This window comes from Campylobacter subantarcticus LMG 24377, assembly GCF_000816305.1.
Taxonomy (GTDB): Bacteria; Campylobacterota; Campylobacteria; order Campylobacterales; family Campylobacteraceae; genus Campylobacter_D; species Campylobacter_D subantarcticus.
In genome coordinates, this window is sequence record NZ_CP007773.1 from 1,019,801 (window position 1) to 1,040,214 (window position 20,414).

At 25.8% G+C, this 20,414-nt stretch carries 20 protein-coding genes; all 20 read right to left on the reverse strand.

The genetic code is table 11. The features are described from left to right. Positions 1–142: 142 nt before the first annotated feature. Positions 143–283: a hypothetical protein gene (locus CSUB8523_RS10345; RefSeq protein ID WP_200884857.1), complete on the reverse strand. Its 141-nt coding sequence runs from the start codon at positions 281–283 to the stop codon at positions 143–145. After that, on the reverse strand, positions 273–1,571 hold the full coding sequence (locus tag CSUB8523_RS10415) for a hypothetical protein (protein WP_043019858.1): 1,299 nt from the start codon (positions 1,569–1,571) through the stop codon (positions 273–275). Before CSUB8523_RS10415 ends, CSUB8523_RS10345 begins: the two co-directional genes overlap by 11 nt. Then, positions 1,568–1,993, reverse strand: a complete 426-nt coding sequence (locus CSUB8523_RS05335) for a hypothetical protein (RefSeq protein ID WP_039663824.1) — start codon at positions 1,991–1,993, stop codon at positions 1,568–1,570. Before CSUB8523_RS05335 ends, CSUB8523_RS10415 begins: the two co-directional genes overlap by 4 nt. Before the next feature lie 89 nt (positions 1,994–2,082). Beyond that, positions 2,083–2,205, reverse strand: a complete 123-nt coding sequence (locus tag CSUB8523_RS10555) for a hypothetical protein (RefSeq protein WP_256378629.1) — start codon at positions 2,203–2,205, stop codon at positions 2,083–2,085. Next, complete coding sequence (locus CSUB8523_RS10420) at positions 2,202–2,408, reverse strand: hypothetical protein (protein WP_235362530.1); 207 nt, start codon at positions 2,406–2,408, stop codon at positions 2,202–2,204. Before CSUB8523_RS10420 ends, CSUB8523_RS10555 begins: the two co-directional genes overlap by 4 nt. 204 nt (positions 2,409–2,612) lie before the next feature. After that, positions 2,613–2,879 (reverse strand): hypothetical protein, encoded by a 267-nt coding sequence (locus CSUB8523_RS09950; protein WP_043019860.1) that lies wholly within the window; start codon positions 2,877–2,879, stop codon positions 2,613–2,615. Further along, entirely contained in the window at positions 2,876–3,466 is a 591-nt protein-coding gene (locus CSUB8523_RS10425; protein WP_235362531.1) for a hypothetical protein, read from the reverse strand. The genes CSUB8523_RS09950 and CSUB8523_RS10425 overlap by 4 nt, the downstream gene beginning before the upstream one ends. A 328-nt stretch (positions 3,467–3,794) precedes the next feature. Beyond that, positions 3,795–4,448 carry a hypothetical protein gene (locus CSUB8523_RS10215; protein WP_235362532.1) on the reverse strand — a complete coding sequence of 218 codons (654 nt, stop codon included), beginning with the start codon at positions 4,446–4,448 and terminating at the stop codon, positions 3,795–3,797. A 37-nt stretch (positions 4,449–4,485) separates the two neighbouring features. Further along, on the reverse strand, positions 4,486–4,632 hold the full coding sequence (locus tag CSUB8523_RS09955) for a diadenosine tetraphosphate hydrolase (protein WP_148308422.1): 147 nt from the start codon (positions 4,630–4,632) through the stop codon (positions 4,486–4,488). Positions 4,633–4,773: 141 nt separating this feature from the next. Next, on the reverse strand, positions 4,774–5,595 hold the full coding sequence (locus tag CSUB8523_RS05365; protein ID WP_043019861.1) for a hypothetical protein: 822 nt from the start codon (positions 5,593–5,595) through the stop codon (positions 4,774–4,776). A gap of 53 nt (positions 5,596–5,648) precedes the next feature. Next, a complete protein-coding gene (locus tag CSUB8523_RS05370) occupies positions 5,649–6,944 on the reverse strand; it encodes a hypothetical protein (protein ID WP_043019862.1) in 1,296 nt (431 codons plus the stop codon). A 10-nt stretch (positions 6,945–6,954) separates the two neighbouring features. Beyond that, positions 6,955–10,437, reverse strand: a complete 3,483-nt coding sequence (locus CSUB8523_RS05375; protein ID WP_043019863.1) for a hypothetical protein — start codon at positions 10,435–10,437, stop codon at positions 6,955–6,957. Further along, the gene (locus CSUB8523_RS05380) at positions 10,434–11,864 is read right to left on the reverse strand and encodes a hypothetical protein (protein ID WP_082019370.1); all 1,431 of its coding nucleotides are present in this window, start codon (positions 11,862–11,864) and stop codon (positions 10,434–10,436) included. Before CSUB8523_RS05380 ends, CSUB8523_RS05375 begins: the two co-directional genes overlap by 4 nt. 7 nt (positions 11,865–11,871) lie before the next feature. Beyond that, complete coding sequence (locus tag CSUB8523_RS10220) at positions 11,872–13,413, reverse strand: alpha/beta hydrolase family protein (protein ID WP_043019864.1); 1,542 nt, start codon at positions 13,411–13,413, stop codon at positions 11,872–11,874. Positions 13,414–13,669: 256 nt separating this feature from the next. Next, complete coding sequence (locus tag CSUB8523_RS05395) at positions 13,670–14,107, reverse strand: hypothetical protein (protein ID WP_039663835.1); 438 nt, start codon at positions 14,105–14,107, stop codon at positions 13,670–13,672. Continuing rightward, positions 14,104–14,610 (reverse strand): hypothetical protein, encoded by a 507-nt coding sequence (locus CSUB8523_RS05400; protein ID WP_039663837.1) that lies wholly within the window; start codon positions 14,608–14,610, stop codon positions 14,104–14,106. The genes CSUB8523_RS05395 and CSUB8523_RS05400 overlap by 4 nt, the downstream gene beginning before the upstream one ends. Next, entirely contained in the window at positions 14,610–14,855 is a 246-nt protein-coding gene (locus CSUB8523_RS10430) for a hypothetical protein (RefSeq protein WP_235362534.1), read from the reverse strand. Before CSUB8523_RS10430 ends, CSUB8523_RS05400 begins: the two co-directional genes overlap by 1 nt. Before the next feature lie 328 nt (positions 14,856–15,183). Continuing rightward, complete coding sequence (locus CSUB8523_RS10230; RefSeq protein ID WP_235362532.1) at positions 15,184–15,837, reverse strand: hypothetical protein; 654 nt, start codon at positions 15,835–15,837, stop codon at positions 15,184–15,186. Between the two features lie 67 nt (positions 15,838–15,904). Further along, positions 15,905–16,807, reverse strand: a complete 903-nt coding sequence (locus CSUB8523_RS05420) for a hypothetical protein (RefSeq protein WP_043019865.1) — start codon at positions 16,805–16,807, stop codon at positions 15,905–15,907. Beyond that, positions 16,797–20,339, reverse strand: coding sequence for a type VI secretion system membrane subunit TssM (tssM, locus tag CSUB8523_RS05425; protein ID WP_043019866.1), 3,543 nt, complete (start codon positions 20,337–20,339; stop codon positions 16,797–16,799). The genes CSUB8523_RS05420 and tssM overlap by 11 nt, the downstream gene beginning before the upstream one ends. Between the last annotated feature and the right edge of the window lie 75 nt (positions 20,340–20,414).

Consider the following 20,414-nt stretch of genomic DNA (forward strand, 5'->3'; position numbering starts at 1 on the left):
AAGTTCATCATTTTTATAAAAGATGCTAAGTTTTCCTTTGCCACTATTTTCATCTTTAGGAGAAAAATAATAACTAGGTGTATCTTGTTTTATAGTATTATCTTGATCTAATTCTCCAAAGTAAAAGGGATTATTAGGAAGTTCAGCAGAGCCTGTAAGTAATACACCTTTGAAATAAATTTTTAGAATGAGTTAAATCAACATTTTTAGCCCTTAAGATTTCACAATCAATCACTTCTTTATCATAAGCAAAAATTGTTTCTTTTACTTTTTCAAGAGACATGAATTTTCCTTAAATTTTTAGTCATTTTATGATAACTAAGACTCCAATATTTATCGCTTTTTTCTCCTGCTAAAACATTAAAATAAAATTCATTTCTATCTTTTTGATATTCTTGTGAGATATTACCATAATCATATTTATGATAAAGCATTCTTGAAATCATTTCATCTTTAGGTATAAAAATAAAAGGATAAAATTTACTCACACTAAAATTATTGTATTTCTGACTCAAATCTAAATCTTGTATCGCAATAACTTCATAATCATTACTCGCTTTTAAAAGTTTAATTTGTCTATCTTTTCTATCGAAATAAATCAATTCAAAATCGCCTTTTATGCTTGTATTAAATTTTTTAGTGATAGATTCCAAACAAAAATCTAATTTATTATATATACTTTTAAGTTGAGAGATTTCATTATAAAATTTTTTAATACTTTCATAATATCTTTGATTTTCTATATCTTTTTTACAAAAAGTTTGTGTTTTCTTTTCTAAATTTTCCTGATTTACATAACATATATAATTATTATCTAGCATAGATCTAGTCCAAGTAATAAAAGCTCTTGCGCCTTTTACACTTTGTAAATTATCATCAATGTTTTGAAATTTCAAAAAGATAGAGTGAAGAGATTTGATCAATCCAAAGATATCTATCAAATTTCCAGGCACTTTATATTTATCATCAATAAGCTCTATTCCTATATCAGAAAGTTTTTGAATAACCCAAGTAACGCAATTATTTTCAAGAAGCTTATAGGTAAATTCTTCATTGATTGGCTTTTCGCTATTAGGTGTGATTTCTTTTGTAGTATTAAAATCATTTTTAATATTTACAAGTAAGCTTTCATATTGTTCTTTAGAAAGTTCTAAAGAACAGCGATTAGAAGGTTTGAAAGTTTGGGGGCTTCTTAGTTTTTTAATAATATAACAATTTTTATCAATATTGTTATCTAATACATATTGGTTATTGTTAAATACTTTACCAGGAGATCCTATAAGAGATTCTGCAACATTAGCAATTCCAGTTCCAAAACCCCAAAAACCACCATTGAGTTCTTTAGACTCTTTAACTTCATACCATTTTTGATCTATCATGTCCCATTCTTTGTTTTTAAGACATTCTTGTCTTAATGTTTCATCTATTTTATCTAACTCATCAGGACTTTTATCTTTAGTAAGTCCTAAGAAAGCGTGAGTGAAATCTTCTCTTTGCCAGTAACACTGATTTTTAAAATCCAAAAAACATTCCACCAATGGATCAATATAAATCGTAACATAATATTTCATTTATAAAATCCTCCTAATAACTCAAATATATATACCATAGCCACTAAAAAAATATATCCACATAAAAAAGTTATTAAAATTCTCCAAGCTCTTAAAAAGATAAAAATTATAGGTGCAAAAATAAAAAATAAAATTTTAAAATTATAGATAAACTCATGATATTTCATATATATAAATATTAATATCACAAGCAACAATAATGCAAAAAAATTTTTAATATAAAGCATATTCAATATAAAAATAAATAGCATAAAAAATAAAATAGTGAATTGATCATAATTGTTACTGATATAAAAATATACCATAGGAATGATAAAAATCCCTACACTACATACAAACCAAGCAATTTGTCCGCTTGATATATTGTCTATTCCTTTGCTTTCTAGTTTTGCTTTGAGTTTAGAATAAATAGGAATTTGCAAATTTACTCCTAATATAGATAAATTGTTTTATTATAACCAATCTACTTGATACTTTTAATTAATTTAAATTCTTTGTTTTTAAGATATTCTTATCTTAATGTTTCATCTATTTTATCTAACTCATCAAGACTTTTATCTTTGGTAAGTCCTAAAAAGGCGTGAGGAATGTTCCAATCCATAGGGTGGATATAAATCGTTGCGTAGTACTTCATTTATAAAACCCTCTATTTGCTAACCAATAAGCTAAATACCACCAAAAACTATTTGCAAATGCAAATACTATCCAAAAACTTAATTTATGAATTTTATATTTTATAATGTTTCTCTTTTCTAATAAAAACCAAATAGTAAAAAATGCAATATGACACAATGTAAAAAGCAAGGCATAGTCGCCAAATCCATTTAAAATATCCATATTTATTCCTATTAAATAAATAAATCTGATAAAATAAATAATAGGTAAAAAAAATATGAAATAAGATATTATAGTCAATCCGCAACAAGCGAAACAATCTAATACAAATTTAGCAAAATTAAATTTGTTATTCATAGATATTCCCTTACTATATATTGATTATTTTTTAACATCTTATTGCTTGTAACATTAACAGAATTCATTTTAATTCCAAAGCCCAAAAAAACCACCATTGAGTTCTTTAGACTCTTTAACTTCATACCATTTTTGATCTATCATGTCCCATTCTTTGTTTTTAAGACATTCTTGTCTTAATGTTTCATCTATTTTATCTAACTCATCAGGACTTTTATCTTTAGTAAGTCCTAAGAAAGCGTGAGTGAAATCTTCTCTTTGCCAGTAACACTGATTTTTAAAATCCAAAAAACATTCCACCAATGGATCAATATAAATCGTAACATAATATTTCATTTATAAAATCCTCCTAATAACTCAAATATATATACCATAGCCACTAAAAAAATATATCCACATAAAAAAGTTATTAAAATTCTCCAAGCTCTTAAAAAGATAAAAATTATAGGTGCAAAAATAAAAAATAAAATTTTAAAATTATAGATAAACTCATGATATTTCATATATATAAATATTAATATCACAAGCAACAATAATGCAAAAAAATTTTTAATATAAAGCATATTCAATATAAAAATAAATAGCATAAAAAATAAAATAGTGAATTGATCATAATTGTTACTGATATAAAAATATACCATAGGAATGATAAAAATCCCTACACTACATACAAACCAAGCAATTTGTCCGCTTGATATATTGTCTATTCCTTTGCTTTCTAGTTTTGCTTTGAGTTTAGAATAAATAGGAATTTGCAAATTTACTCCTAAAAATTTATCTTTTTCTTTATCATAAAATAAAGTAGCACTAAAGCCACTTGTAGTGTTGGGCTGATGTTTTAAAAGTTTAAATCTATTTACAAAATCAATAGTTCTTTTACTCAGTGCATCATTTAATCCTACCCTACTAATATCATTATCCAATGTTATTTCTTTACTATCAAAACAAGTATTTATAAGAGAAATACAATATTTAGATTCTATTTAACTATTTTATTTTGTTCAAAACGAGCTCGTATAGCATAAGCATAAGCTGTGTTTGTATTTTTAGGTTTTACAATATCTTCCCCTTTACTATTTTTCATAACAATATATTGCTTTAATTTATCACCAAAAGTAAGTTTATCTGCTTTATAAATATTATTCTTTTCATCTTGCTCTATATTTTCCCAAACATATTACAACATCGCATAACTAGCATCTGCTATATCAGCATAGTCTTTGATTTGAGAAATAAGTTCTTTAGGATTCATCAGTAACTTTGTCCTGTATATTTTTCATCACTTTTTATAAATTTATTATTAGTAAAATAATGAAAAGATCCTCCTCCTGCACTTTTACGACTAATGCTAGAAAAGCTAAATCCTCTTCCTTCATCTCCAAATAATCCATAGCTTTTTACTTTATAATCTATCATAGTAGCAAAAACAACAGGATATTTTCTACCCTCACACACATAATAAGTTGTCATACCTAAATAAGGTCTTAATTTTTTATAGTTTTCTTCACCCATATATGCTTTAAATTGATCTTCATAGTATGCAAATTCGGGTTTATTATCGAAGTTAAAATCATAGTCAGGATCATCTACATCATAATTATAATCATTACGATAATATTTACAACCATTAGAAAGGACTTGAGGGAATTTTTTTTCTACATCATACTTTTTAATATTAGCTCTTAACTCTTCATCAGAAGCAGATATATTATTAATCCATTGATTATATTCTTTTATCTTTCTTTCATTTTCCAATATCTCTTCTCTTATTTTTTTATCAAAAATATAAATTCCACCATAATTACTTGCAAGAGTTTCTAATTCACTTGCTTTATTTTCTTTAAAAGCACATGCACCTAAAGATACTAAAGAAAACAAGCTTAGAATTATCATTGTGATTTTCATTTGATACTCCTTTTTAAAGTATATTATTTCAAATACCTTAGTATAAATAAAATTTAGTTTTTATATTTAGCATACCACTAAAACCTTTTTCATCATTCTCATCGATTAAATCAAGCATAGCATAACTAGCATCTGCTATATCAGCATAGTCTTTGATTTGGGTAATAAGTTCTTTAGGATTCATCAGTAACTTTGTCCTGTATATTTTTCATCACTTTTTATAAATTTTAGCAATAAAATATAATGTATGAATACAAACACTTTATTAAAGATGGTTTTTAAAGGCTTGATTAATAAACCACACACTTACTACTTTCTACCTACCTTACTTCAACCTCATATTCATAATCATATTAGATAAAAAGATACTATCTTTATCAAAGCTTTTTAAGTTATATTCTAGTTTTAAGTTTCTTTTTTGTATATCTTGCATTAAAGTTGAAAGATTGTATAAACTTAAACTCTCTAATATATTTACAAGTTCTATCTTACTTAAAGTATTAAAATCATTTAATAGTCTAAGATAACTACTTATAATAGAAGAAGTGTTAATACCATTGAATAAAATTTGATTTTTTATATCTTCTTTAATAAAAAATTGATTATCTTTTATATACAAATAAGTTTTAAGGTGATGATTACTTAATATTTGATTATAAAAACTTAAAAGGCTTTCTTTACTATTTAAATCTATAAAATTTAAAAATATATTTTCTTTTAATAATGCTTCTTGTAATTCTTTTAAGTTTTTAAAAGCTTGATTTATTCTAGAACTATTTTTTAAAGCATAAATGATATTATCATCTTTAGAAATTGTTCTATTAATATTATATTGCAATAAAGGGTTTTTATAATATGTATCACTATTGATTAAGATATTGATATAAAAAGATTCTTTTATATTAGTATGCTTTTTAATATGTAAAAATTCTAAAATATTTAAAAAAGCATTAGGTATGTAAAATTGATCTAAACTAAGTTGCAAAAAATGATTCATATTATGCATAGAAAAAATATCATTATCTTTAATCAAATTATCTTTATTTAGATTAAATAACATAACCCCACCAAAACCCAATAAGCTTAAATTTTTTAAATTCTCTAAAGCTTTTCTTTTTTCTAAATCAATTTGAAGTATTTTTTGCATTGTTTGTCCTTTTATTTTAATTTTACTTTAAATATTTTTTTGTTTTGATTAAATTACTCTTTTATATTATGCTCTTTAGCATAAGCTAGTATTTTAGCTCGAAGTTCTTGCGGAAAATTATATCTATATATGGCAGGAATTCTTGGATCAAGGAGTCTATCAAGTTTATGTCTTTTATAATACCATTCTAGTTTTTCGGGGGTAAAATATCTTGGTGCATTAGGATAGCCTTGAGGTGGAGTTAGGGCTGCTAGTTTGGCAGTTAAAATCATAGAATCTATTTTTAATTGTGCATCATTCCAATCATTTGGAATATCATAACCATAAGCATTAATCATACCATTAGAATACCCATCCATATAACGATCAAATTCTCTTCTGCTTTCATAAGTAGAATCTACATCCCTTGGATCTTTTAATTTACCCTCAACCACATCACTTCTTAAGGCTTTATATATATCTCCAAATTCATCTTCAGAAATTTGATATTCATTATAATCAATCACCCAATCTACTCCCATAATCTCATCTATAAAAGGAAGCATACCAAATTCATCAGGTTTTAAAGTCTTAGCTAAGGTTTTAATCTCTTGTTCTCTTAAAGGATTTTTATGCACTCCTACTAAACCGCTTCCTACAGCAATATCTGCATAACCATAAATAGCACCTAATAAATTAGGTTTATCTAATATACTACTTCCTCCACTTAATTGTATATAAAGTATAGTAGCTTGGATAAATCTTGCATTAAAACCATTTTGAGACATATCATTAGCTAGATATTTATAATCACCTAATATTCCTGCTGCCATACCCCATTCATTATGAAATAAACTTGATCTTAGATTATGTTTATTATCATCTACTATTCTATATAATTTTTCATATTTAGGATCTACATTTCCTTTTTCATCTACAGCTCCTATAGCTTCATAAGGTATATCTATAACAGTACTTCTTAATCCACTTCTTATAACTAAATACTTATATCTTTCTCTTTTAGTTTTTAAAGATTTATAATAAGCTTTTTCTGCTTTAGTCCAAGGAGCTATAGCTCCTTTTATAGGATCTTTTAAATAAATACTTTGCCAATCTTTAAACTCAAGCAAAGTAGAACTTTGCCCTGTGTAAAGATTAGGATCTAAATATCTAGGTTGATAGTCTTTGTAAAGAGAGTTTCTTAATATACGATCAGCTTCAAACAAAGCTTTAGAATATTCTTGGGTGTATTTGCCTACTTCACGCCCATCTTTTCTTTTATCAAATATAATTTGATTTGTATTTTTATCAACTTCTAATATAAGTCCATTAGAAGTATAAATCTCGTAAATATCTTTATTACCACTCATTTTTATCCTTTCATCCTATATACAAACCATCTTCCATGATTATAGTAGTAGCTAGTCTGCCTATGAATTTGTTGGAATAATCTTGTATTTTATTAATATCATTAAAATCTTCTTTATCTTTTCTTCTATTTCTTTCATTATCAACATCTTTATTATTTACCCCCTTATACATCACTTCTAAATTATGTTGCCCTATGGCTTCTAAATTTTCCATTAATCTTCTTGCTTTTTGCCTATCTTCTATAAACTTACCCTTTTCATCTTGAGTAGTATTATAAATACCATTTGCATATTCATATAAAATTTGTATAGCATCATTATAAGCTAAGATAGGGTGTTGTTTTATCACTGGGTGTTGTGTTTTATACTCTTCTTTTCTTTGAAAATGCTCTAGCTTATATATATTACAATTTCTAAGTTCTATATTGTTTTCTTCAAAAAATTCCTTATCATTTAAGATGTATTTGCCCTCATTAATTTTATCTTCCTTAGAAGCACTTCTTTTCTCATCTAAAATAATATAAGATAAAAGTCTTTTTAAGACAAATTCCCTAGCTTTGCTTGAAGTCGTAGCACAAGCAATACTAGGATAATAATTAAGCCCACCTGTGCATAATAAAGAACCAAAAATAAACTCAGATAAATCAAAACTCATAAATCTAGAATTTATCAATAAAGGATAGGTTAAGTATTCTTCTTTTTTTACAGCTAAAGGAAAATCGTAATTGTAAGTAAATTTTTCATACATTAGTTTTTCATATAAAATTTTTAACCTTTCATAATTTGTAGGCAAAAGTGTATCGATAAAAGATCCTGCTAAATTTTTTAACACATCCGCACTTAAATTTTTACTTACTTTAATAGAAAAATCAATAGCTAATTGTTTTTTTACTTTTGATATCAAATGAATTTGCTTAGCTTTATCCAATCTTGAAAAACTCTTTGACTTTTTCAACTCGCTTGCATATTCTAATTGATTAAAATAATAATAATTTGTTCCTATTTGATATAAAAAAAGCTTATTGAGTGGCTTTTTACTTTTTGGATTAATTTTTATAAAATGTCCTTTAGGATTAAGTGCATAAAATATCCCTAGTTCTTTAAAAAAATGTGCTTTAAAACTAGAAAATAATTTATTACCATAATGCTTTTTATCAAAGCTTGAATTTATAAAAAATAAAATCATTTTTTTAAAAAAATCAGGCTGGCTCATAAAAAATTCTGCAAAAGGAAAAAGTTGCTTAATGATATTAAAAAAAGTGATATCTATGGATAATTTTGCAAGTTCATTATCAAGCATAATTTCTTGAATACTTTTATCTAAATCTTTTTTCAAAGGAAGAGTTTTGTCTGTTTGTGTATTTTCTTTAAATTCAATTTCCTCATCAAAACTTTCATTTAAGGTTTTTAAAAAATTCACATAAGTTTGATCTTCTTCTTTAAAATCATTTTCAAACATAGCTTTGGCTAATTCATCTAAATAGATAATTTCATCTTCTTTTTTATTTTTATTTAATTCTTTAGATAAAAAGATGTAAATTTTTTTATCATTATCATAAAAATAAATGTCATCAGGGATAAATGAAATATACTCATTAAAATAATTTGGTATTTTAATCTTTTGGTAATTAAGTGAAATTTCTTTATCACCATAATCTAAATTTGGAATTACAATATTTTTAACACCAAGAGAATATTCTTGTGTAAAAGCTAAGTCTTTTTGTAAAACATACAAAGTCAAAGTCAATAAAACAACCGTTAAAGGTGAGTATTTCTTAAAATCTACATTTTCATATGTTTTGGATATTGATGACTCTAACTCAAGAAAAAATTGCATTTGATCATAATAAGAATTGATATTATCTAAATAATTATTAAAAAGCCCGATATATTCTTTTACTTTTTCTTTTTCTTTTTCGCTAATTTCTTCCAGTTCTTTGGGTAGTTTAAAAAAGCCATCAATATAAGCAAAATCTTGTTCAACTGATTGTTTTACATTCTCTAATAAATCAAATATCAACCGAGAATATGGTTGATTATAAAAATTAAAATACCTTTTATATTTTTGATAAATCTGTCCATCAAGTTTCACAAAAGGACAAAGCTGCAATACAAAATCATCTTCCTTTTTAACATCTCTTTCTATAAAATAAGAACCATAATCTCTTTTACTAGGAAATTGCTCTTTTAATCCAAGTTTTTCATTTTTTGTAAGAGCTTTAGGACGATTTTTTATTATTGCTCCTAATTTTTTTTGATACAAATCTTCACAAAGTGCTGCATTGTTAAGCTGTGGTGGATTAGTAATAAACAAATAATTTTTACCCATTTTGGTTGTATTGATTTGATCAGTATTTTGTTTATCTAGTATCATTTCCACTAGTATGGAAGAATTTAAATCAGGATATTCTGCATAAAAGAAATGATTAAGTTCAGAGATATTTGAATTGATTGCTTTTTTTAATGTTGTATCAAAATTTTTTAAACTAGAATTAATCAAAAGCGTATTATTTAATTTTTCGTTTTCAATTTTTGGATTGTTTTCTAAAAAATGATCAAAAATACCTTGAAATTCTTCATCTAAAATAACTTTATAAAAACTATTTTTATAAAGACTAATAGAAGGCACATTAGAATAAGACGAAAAATCTAATAATACTTTATCATCTATAATCAATACATCAGATAAAATTTCTTCATTGCACAAAGCAATAATAGGATAAAGTTTACTAGTAATAAGCTCTAAAAGTGGATAAGCAAAATCATAATAATATTTTTGCTCCTTATACTCTTGATACTCAGCAGAAGAATTATAAGCTTCAAATAATGTATTTACAACAAAAACATAAGGATTTTTTTTAACTAAAGAGATAGGTTTTTTAAGATTAGTTACAGAATCTAATATATTAATAAAAAATTTTGCTATAGCTCTAATAATTTGCTTATATTCATCATCATTAGATTGGGTAATATTTTTTAAAAGTGTATTAAAAAGTGTATCTAGGGTAAGCTGTATCTTTGGTTTAATCTCTTGCTCAAAATAATCAGATTCTTTGATATTTTTTAATAATGTATTTAATTCTTTTTGAACTTCTTTTAAAAAATTTTCAATATTTTCTTCATTACTCTCATCAATAATTTTATTGAGCGTTTTGTTTTCGTTTTGATTGATTACATTATTTAAAAATTTTAAATTATTAAAGATAATTTTTTTAATACTAGATAAATTTTTATCAGAGCTAAATTTTTGTTCTTTTGTGATTTCATCTTTATTAGCTTGATTTAAATGTATGATTTTAAAAGTTTTTTTCTTGTTAAATTTAAATTTATCTTCAATAGTATGTAGTGTCTTATACAAAGAATTCTCAGCTTCTTTATATCCATCAAAATCACCACATATAAAAATAATTTTATTAGCATTTTCGGTAAGATTTTTTAACTCAATTTCCAAATTATGATTTGACGTAATTAAGGTGAAATCTTTTATTTTCATATTTTAATCCCATTCACTACTACAAATTTACAAACATAAAGCTCTTGTTTTCTATCTTCATCTTCTAAGATCTCATCTAGTCCATTTGCGATTTGAAATTTTAAATTTTGCATTTTAGCAGGAGCTAAAAAACTAAAATGATATTCGTTTAATTCTTTATTATCTTCTAGGGAATTTTTGATGATTTTATCATACTCATGTAGCTGTGTAAAATACCCTGCTCCTAAATCTTTATATTCAGATTCTTTATAAGCACTTTTATAAACTTTAGCGATATTTTTTGGGATAATAAAATAAAGTTTGATTAAATTAGTATCAAAACTAAAATTTAATTCTTTAAATTCATAACCTTTACTAAAGTCTTGTTTGAATTGATTAAGAATATTAACATCCTCTATATCTTTTAAATCTTTTTGATCTATATTTAATTCACTTAAAGCTTTATTTTGTTCTTTTTTTTCATTATTGATCAAAAGATTATAGATAGGTAGGTTATCTTTTTGAAATCTATCGCTTTTATAATGTAGTCTTATTATAGGCTCTTTTAGCTTTGTTTGGTTTTTGCTTTGCTTTACTAAGCCTTCCTTAGGATTAAAACTATGATCAAATTTAAACTTAGTAGGTACAAAGCTTACTTTTAAAGGATATCCTTTATCTGTGACACAAGCTGAGATGAGTTCTTGTAAGATTGCGTATTCATCATTGACTTTCTTTTGAGATAAAGAGCCTTTAACATCTACCACCTTAGTGCAAGGATAACTTACCTTTCCCATAGTATTGGGACAACCGCTTATGCTAGAATTAAGCAAATCACTTTCTAACATAATAGGCACACCATCATCTTTAAAAGTTTTTCCTTTGTTTGATTTAAGTATGACTTTACCTCCATGGATACATTCTAGGTTTTGATTTTCTAAAAGGGCATGAAGTTTAGCTATAGCTTGTTTTTTATTTATTTGTATGGTTTTTTGTTCTTTTAGAGTGTTTGAAATTAAATCTTTATACTCTAAGCTTTGCTTGCTTAAACATTCTAATTTGATATTTAAAGAATTTTCTATAATAGAATAATTAAGCAAACAAAGTTCATCATTTTTATAAAAGATGCTAAGTTTTCCTTTGCCACTATTTTCATCTTTAGGAGAAAAATAATAACTAGGTGTATCTTGTTTTATAGTATTATCTTGATCTAATTCTCCAAAGTAAAAGGGATTATTAGGAAGTTCGCTTGAGCCTGTAAGGAGAGTGGAGTTTAAGAAGATATAAGCTTGGTAGTTTTGAAGTTCTTCAAAAGTAAAATCTGTCGTTGCTTCTAATTTGTAAAGTTCATCATAAATACTTTGACAATCAATGATACTTTTATTTTCACAAAATAAATAAATACTTTTTTTATCTTTATAAATAGAATATAAAAAGTCTCTACTTATCATAATTTTCCTAAATAATACCTACTTTGGCTTTTCCGCTAAAATACAAAGCTTGCGATATTTTACAAACTCCACCTAAATATTGCTCATCCCAAATTTGATCTTTTATTTTATAACTTTTTGAATTATATCCGTATATTTTTGTTATATTATTAATATTTTCAAGACATTTCATATCTTTATAAACTACAATAAAAATTCTAAATTCTCCAATGGCAATTTTATGAGCTAAATTTTCTTGATTATTGACAAAAGAACTATCTTTTCTGTATTGATTAAAATCATTTTTATCAAGAATTAAAATATATTTTTCTTTTTCATGTGCCTTTAAAATAAAATCTATGATTTTTGTTTGACTAATGGTAGGAGCTTTATAGCTTGCATAATAATTATCTCCAACCTCTTCTAAAATACCATTTGTTTCTTGCATTATGGTGGCTATTAATGAAAGAAAATATTCAAAATGATTGATTTTTTCTGGAGAACTTCTAAAAAGTCCAAGAGGTCCATTTTTAAGAGCGAAATTTTTATTATTAATAGCATTATTTTTTAACACAAAAGTTTCTGTATATATTTGAATATTTTTCATAAAATGATTAAGATACTCTATACATTCACTAAAACTTTTATCTTTGACTTTGTTATAGTTAGCATCTAATTCTAAAAGATAGGAGTAGAAGTAAAGGGTTTGAGTTAGGGGGATTATGGAGTGAGAATCTTCTCCTGTATATATACCTAAGGCATTGCTTACACCATATTGAGCAGAAGCGATGATATTTATACCACCGCTGTCATAGACACAATATACTTTTTGAGGATTTAAGACTTGCTCCATAATATTTTTATCTAATAATGCTGCCAAAGCCCGCATTAGCATATTATCAATCTCATCAATAGCAGGAGAATTAAAAGTATAGACTTGCGATGCCATAAATTTGATTGCATTAAATTGTGTATTTAAGCTCCTATCAATAGTATCGCAAAATTGCATTGCTATAACTGCTAAATATCCGCCTAAAGAATGCCCTATAAAAATAATATTATTTGAATCTACTTTGTTTAAAATAGGTGCTATGTCTAATAAAAATTGCTTTAAAACATTAAGTTGAAAATCGCCCTTACCAAAGGTAAGCCCTATATCCGCCAAAGTATCCATACTCCAAAGTCCCTCTGTCCCCCTAAACCCTACTACAAACTTATCTTTTTCTTTATCATAAAACAAAGTAGCACTAAAGCCAGAAGCCGTATTTGGTTGGTGGAATTTAATCTCATATTTTTTAGCAAAGTTTTTAGCTTGAATCTCCCCAAATTCTCCATTAAGTGTCGGATATAGTGCAATGGAATCATCATAAATAAAATAATCTTTATATTTTTTAGATAAGGTCTTTGTATATTCTAAATTTTCTATATTGTCTTTATCTTTAGGGAATCTATTTTGCCCTATTTTATAACTATCCATTTCTCGCTCATCGTTATTGATATACATAAAGTTAAAATAACTTGCTTGAGCCAACTCGGCATAGTCTCTTAGATTGTTGATTAATTCTTTCATTTAGTCTCCTAAAGTTAATTTAGCACCAAAAACAGAGCAAATGCCAAAGGGTAATATAAAAACAATATTAAAAAATTCCTTAAATATTTTTTAATTCTTGTTATTCCAAAAAGCCATAGATTGGCTATCATTAGTGGAAAGACTATCCAACCAAGCATTATAAAAAACTCCTCAACCCTATTTGGATTATGTCCAACAATAGGAGATATAAGCCAACCTACAACACATAATATAATCCAACAAATATAAAGTATTTTTAGAATCCGCATTCTGTTTCCCTAAACCACACCACGAAACCATCTTTGTGTGTATCATAGAACAAAGCAGCAGAAAAGCTTGACTCTGTATTTGTTTGATGGATTAATAAATCATATCTATCTAAGAATTGTTTGGCTTGGAGTGGGGAGAAGTCGCCATCGAGCTTGCTGATAGTAATTTCTTTTTGTTCTTTATCTAACTGAACAAATTCAACAACTCTATGATTTTTATAGTTTGTATTCAAAATATCCGTAATGTAAATTTCTTGAATTTTAGATTTATTGTCAGCGTCTCTAATTTCATTGCCTTGCCTATCTTGCATTACAAGAAAGTGAGATTTACTTTGCTGTTCTAAAAAATAGTGAAAATATCCATAGCTAGCCCATGCTAACTCAGCGTTATCTCGTAGTTTTTCAACTATCTCTTTATTTGTCATTTTGCCTCCTTAAAATTACAGATAAACTTATTATCTTTGAAACATTCTGGCATCTCTTTAATATAGATATTACCACAGGTAATATAATTATTCCACATAACTCTAAAATCCATATTGCCTTCATTGCCTAATATCATAGGTCTCCAATCATACCAAATTGAGCCTGATTCATTGATTTCTATTATATTTTTTTCCAAATCCATTTTAATATTTAATTGAGCTTTTATTCTCTCAGTATCATATCTAAATCGTGCAATATAATTATTATTCTCAAGTTTTAAATTATTTTGTAAATCACTAGGATTAACTCCAAATAATTTTAATGCTTTCTCTGTTCTTTTTTTAGAAGGCGGTGTAATATCTAACTCACATATTTTCTTAAACTTCCAATAACTTGGTTGTAATTCATAAGGAGTATAATAAAGCGGGATTCCAAGTAGATAAATTCCAAATAATGTAATAAATACTAAGATAATCTTTTTAGGTGCAAGAAACTTTTTCATTATTTGACTTCCTTAGGCTCTATTCCTCTAATGGCAAAAATATAATTGATATAGTCATATTCACTTGTATAGATTTTTTCTTTAGTTTTACTATCAATTTGTTTTCTTTTTTCTCCAAACAAAGTAGCACTAAAGCCACTTGTAGTGTTGGGCTGATGTTTTAAAAGTTTAAATCTATTTACAAAATCAATAGTTCTTTTACTCAGTGCATCATTTAATCCTACCCTACTAATATCATTATCCAATGTTATTTCTTTACTATCAAAACAAGTATTTATAAGAGAAATACAATATTTAGATTCTATTTAACTATTTTATTTTGTTCAAAACGAGCTCGTATAGCATAAGCATAAGCTGTGTTTGTATTTTTAGGTTTTACAATATCTTCCCCTTTACTATTTTTCATAACAATATATTGCTTTAATTTATCACCAAAAGTAAGTTTATCTGCTTTATAAATATTATTCTTTTCATCTTGCTCTATATTTTCCCAAACATATTACAACATCGCATAACTAGCATCTGCTATATCAGCATAGTCTTTGATTTGAGAAATAAGTTCTTTAGGATTCATCAGTAACTTTGTCCTGTATATTTTTCATCACTTTTTATAAATTTATTATTAGTAAAATAATGAAAAGATCCTCCTCCTGCACTTTTACGACTAATGCTAGAAAAGCTAAATCCTCTTCCTTCATCTCCAAATAATCCATAGCTTTTTACTTTATAATCTATCATAGTAGCAAAAACAACAGGATATTTTCTACCCTCACACACATAATAAGTTGTCATACCTAAATAAGGTCTTAATTTTTTATAGTTTTCTTCACCCATATATGCTTTAAATTGATCTTCATAGTATGCAAATTCGGGTTTATTATCGAAGTTAAAATCATAGTCAGGATCATCTACATCATAATTATAATCATTACGATAATATTTACAACCATTAGAAAGGACTTGAGGGAATTTTTTTTCTACATCATACTTTTTAATATTAGCTCTTAACTCTTCATCAGAAGCAGATATATTATTAATCCATTGATTATATTCTTTTATCTTTCTTTCATTTTCCAATATCTCTTCTCTTATTTTTTTATCAAAAATATAAATTCCACCATAATTACTTGCAAGAGTTTCTAATTCACTTGCTTTATTTTCTTTAAAAGCACATGCACCTAAAGATACTAAAGAAAACAAGCTTAGAATTATCATTGTGATTTTCATTTGATACTCCTTTTTGAAATTTACCTTTAAAAAATCATCTTTGCTTATTAAATACATCTTAAAAAAGTTATTTGTCTTTGTATTTATCCAAAGACAGTAAAGTCAAATTTTCGAATATATTTTGATCATTCTTGATGATATTTTGCAAGGCATTTTGCAAATAATTCATGAAAATATCCTCATCCATCTCTTTAAATACAGGTGAATACAATTCTTTAGTGATTAAACTTAACACAACAAGATTAATTAACTTGGTATCTTTAACAAGTGGGATTTTTGAAATAACTGTTTGAAAATCATCTATATTTAATTTTTGAAAACTATCGCTTAATATTGTTTTTTTGCGATTTTGTGATAACTCATTTTGTAATTTATCTAACATTTTTCCTATATTTTCATAAGTAAAGTCTAAATTTACAGAAGAACTAGATTCTGCAATAACTTCAGAATTTTTAATATTATTATCCTCTATAAAACTATAATCTATTTTTGTTTCAATAAGCTCTTTAATATCTTCTTTTGCTTTAAAATCCAAACCATCTATTTTTCCTCGAGGTTTTAACTCTATTTCATCCATCTGAGTATGTTTTTCTATTTCTTTTATTTCTTTTACTTGTTTTAAAGTTTCTTGTTTAACCTCTTTTGAATCAACAAAACGCAGCTCAATAAGACCTAACTTTAACACATCTCCTTTATTAACAATAATCTCATAACCATCATCTAGTCTAGAAAAAGAATTATTATAAAAAATATCGCTGCCTTCCACAGGTGAAATAGTAAAAAAGCCTTCTTCAAAAGCAACTTTCATATGTCTTTCTTCGATGGAGTTATGTTTATCTTGCACCCAAAACAAGCACTCAGGACTTGATCCAACAAGTCCACCAGCTTCATCAAATACACACGCTACTGTTTTTGTTGTGTTTTCTTCAACATTTTCAATTATCAATCCTATGGTTTCTTTATCTATCATTTTGAGCCCTTGTTATATTTTCTACTATTTTAAAATCACTTAATATCTTAATTATATTATCAACATCTGAGTTGTTGTTATTAAGCTTGAAATCAAAATACATTTTTTTATTATCATTAAATAAAACACTATAAGATGAATTTAAATTTTTACTCTCCTGTAATAATTTATACCAAGCCCATTCTCCTTTATATGATTTTGTGTAATTTATATTAGCATCTAAGTAAGAATACGCAGTGAAATCAAAACTAGTTCCATTGTTAAATTCATCAGTTATAACATCTAATTTTGTATGTAATGTATGATCATATGTAATAGAAGTATCATTATACTTAACCTTTACAAATGAGAAATCAGCACTCAAATCAAGACTTTGTAAAGTAAAACGCACCCTCATTACATCGTTTGCATTTAACATCAACTCCGATAAATTACCAGCCTTAGTAATAAAATCCAAAAATTCTTTAGAAAAAGTTAATCTTGAACTAAATTTAGAATTAATAGAATAAACATTTTTTCTTTTGGTTAAAACACTTGTTAAGTATTTTTCATAAAATTTATTCAAAATTCCGTTCTTACCAAAGAAATTTTTAAAAGAGTCTATACTTAAATCTTGTGAACTTAATAAATTAAAAGGATAAAAAGGTGCTATTTCGTTAACAAATGGTGCATAAACTTCATTCAGCCAAACAGTATTAAATAAAGAAATTCCGTGGTTTTCTACTATATTCCATGCATATAAAGAAAGGGTTGAATAATATTTCTCCAATTCACTTGGTAAATTTTTGATGTTTTGCCCAAGAGAACTAAAAGGATCACTAGAATCCTTACTATCACTTAAAGCATATTTTATTTTCTCTTCAATAGTTTGAGAATTATTTGTACTAAAATCAGTTATTTTTTTGTGAATATTTAACAAATCTGCATTTATCAACTCCATAGTTTTTTGATGACTTCCAACATCCAAACCTACCGCAGTGGCACCTGTGTTTAAAATAGAATTTTGCTCTATAATTTTATGATACGCATCAAATGCACTTGTAATACCCATAAAACTTGTTTTTATCTCAGCAGCATTGATACCAAGATTATACGCCTGAGTTAACAAAGTGGCATCATTAAGATTGGTATTTATACTGACAATTTTTATAAAATTCATTAAAGGGTTTTCTTTTTTAGATAATATACTAAGCTCATTTAACATAGAACTTTTAGAAATAAATTTTTTAGGCGCAAGTGAATTTAAAATTTCTTGCCATTTGTTTTGATACTGACTTAAATAAATTTTTATAATCCTCATAGCCATATTACTTCTATTTTCAGTATTTGACATATCATTCAAAATCCACGAATCAATTTCCATGGCTTTGTCTATTTTTACATTTAATGTCTGCAAGAAATCAACCATACCTCTTTTAGTATAAATCTCATCGATATTATCGATCCTAATAGATTCTGAAAATACATTATTAGCTGCAAAGCCTAGTTCATTTTTAAAACTGTATGTTGTATTTTTCTTATCTAGATTAATAAAATTTAACAAAGTATATATTCTTTGAATTTTTGCCATATTGTATAATTTTTCAATAGATAAATTAATCGAAGTCTCATCTTCTTGAGAAGAACTTAGGTCAATTTTTTGAAGTTCATCGATGCCAGATAAAAAATTCTCTTTAGAAATTTTATATTTTTCCAAAAAATTCCAATTTTCATTAATCCATATTTTCAACAAATTTTTATCAAGATATTTTTGTTCGAACAATGACTTATAAACATATAAAGTTTTAATTAAATTTTCATAATTATCATCTGTTTGTAATATTATTTCCATTTCTTTCAATAGAGTATTTTTTAACACATCTTCACTGATTCTATAATATAAATTTTGCGCCTTTTCAAAACCTTTATAAGCTATATTCAAACCAAGATATTCGGTTATACTTGACTTTTCAACCAATTGCGGATATACGCTTAATATATTTCTCAAATCAACTAGTAATTTTGCTTTTTCCTCTATGCCCATCATAGAATAATCTTGTATATTTTCCAATAAAAGCGAAAGGTTATTATAGACACTTTGGGATATCTTTTTCTCTTGCTCGCTTTTAAGAATAACATATGATGATATAGAATAAGTCACACAAACCAAAAGCAGTATTAACCCCACAAGCGACATCTTCTTATAAAAACTTTTAATTTTACTTAGCGATGAATCCTTAAAAACGATATCTTCAAGCAAAGATTGAACAAAGTAACTTTGCTTATTAAAAGATGGTTTTACCTGAGCTAATGGTTTTTTTATATTATACTTTTCACAGATTATATCAAGCACAAAATTTCTTGGAACATTTTCTTGATAAGCACTCACATAATACATGCCTCTTAAAATTGAACTGTTTTTCAGCATATTTTCATTTTGTAATTGCACAATAAATTCTTTACTTAGTGCAAATAAATTATCTAATTGTTTTAAAAACAAATAAATTTTATTTTTTTCTTCTATGGAATATATAGAAGAATTTTTATCAACAAAATGCAAAAATAACGATTGGCTTATTTCTTCAAAAGATCGTTGAACATCCTCATCTTTAAAACCCTCTATAAAGCTTATACCAAAAGCTTTTTTAGGAATTTTATCACTAAAAGTATCAAAAAATTCTTTCATACCTTCTATTAAATCTAACTTCGAAAAAACCACATAAATAGGCAATTGAACACCTAAAATCTTTTCACACTCATGCACTCTTTTTGTTAAATAGCGAATTAGATTGTTAGCATACTCTTTTGGATTTTCCAAAAACATTTTAGTATCAACCACTAAAACAACGCCATTTAACTTACTATGAAAATAATTCTTATTTAAAAATCTTAAAAAATTTTGCCAAATACTTTTTTTGATTAAAAAATCTTTATTTTTTTCTATATCATCCTCAGGTAATTCATCACTACTGTTTGGATGAAAAAAATCTTCTTGAGAAAAATAATTTCCCTCAGTATCAAGCAAAGCACCTCTTTTGGAAACGTATAAACTAAAATTACTAGTAGACTTATGCATTTTTTTATATGATTCTAAACTATCACTTAAAGGATATTCTATGTCAGAGTAATTTATAAAAGTGCTTTTACCCGCCCCTTCTTTACCTATAATAATGACAAGTGGTAGATTTTTAGTATTGATATCTTTCTTCCATGTTTGCTGCGCATCTTTTAATGCAATAAAAAAATTCCTTTTTGCTTTATATAAAAATTCATTTGCTTCTTTTTTGATTTCTTTAAGCTTTATCCTTTTATCATCTTTAAAAGATTTTATAAAATTACTTAAAGGCTTTAAAAGAAAAAATAAAAAAATACAACACCAAAATACAAAAATTATCCCAAATCTTAGATAAGGATTACTAAAAACATAAATTTCATTAAATGCAAACAAAGATCCATAAGACCAAAAAAATAAACTCAAAACACCCAAGACAACAAGTATCACTGTAGTTATAAAAATTCTTGATTTTAAAATTTGTATAATTTTTTGAAACATGGTTTTTCCTAAACAAATAATTGTAACTTTAAATTTAAATAAATTTATTTCTATTTATTAATTTTATATTATTTT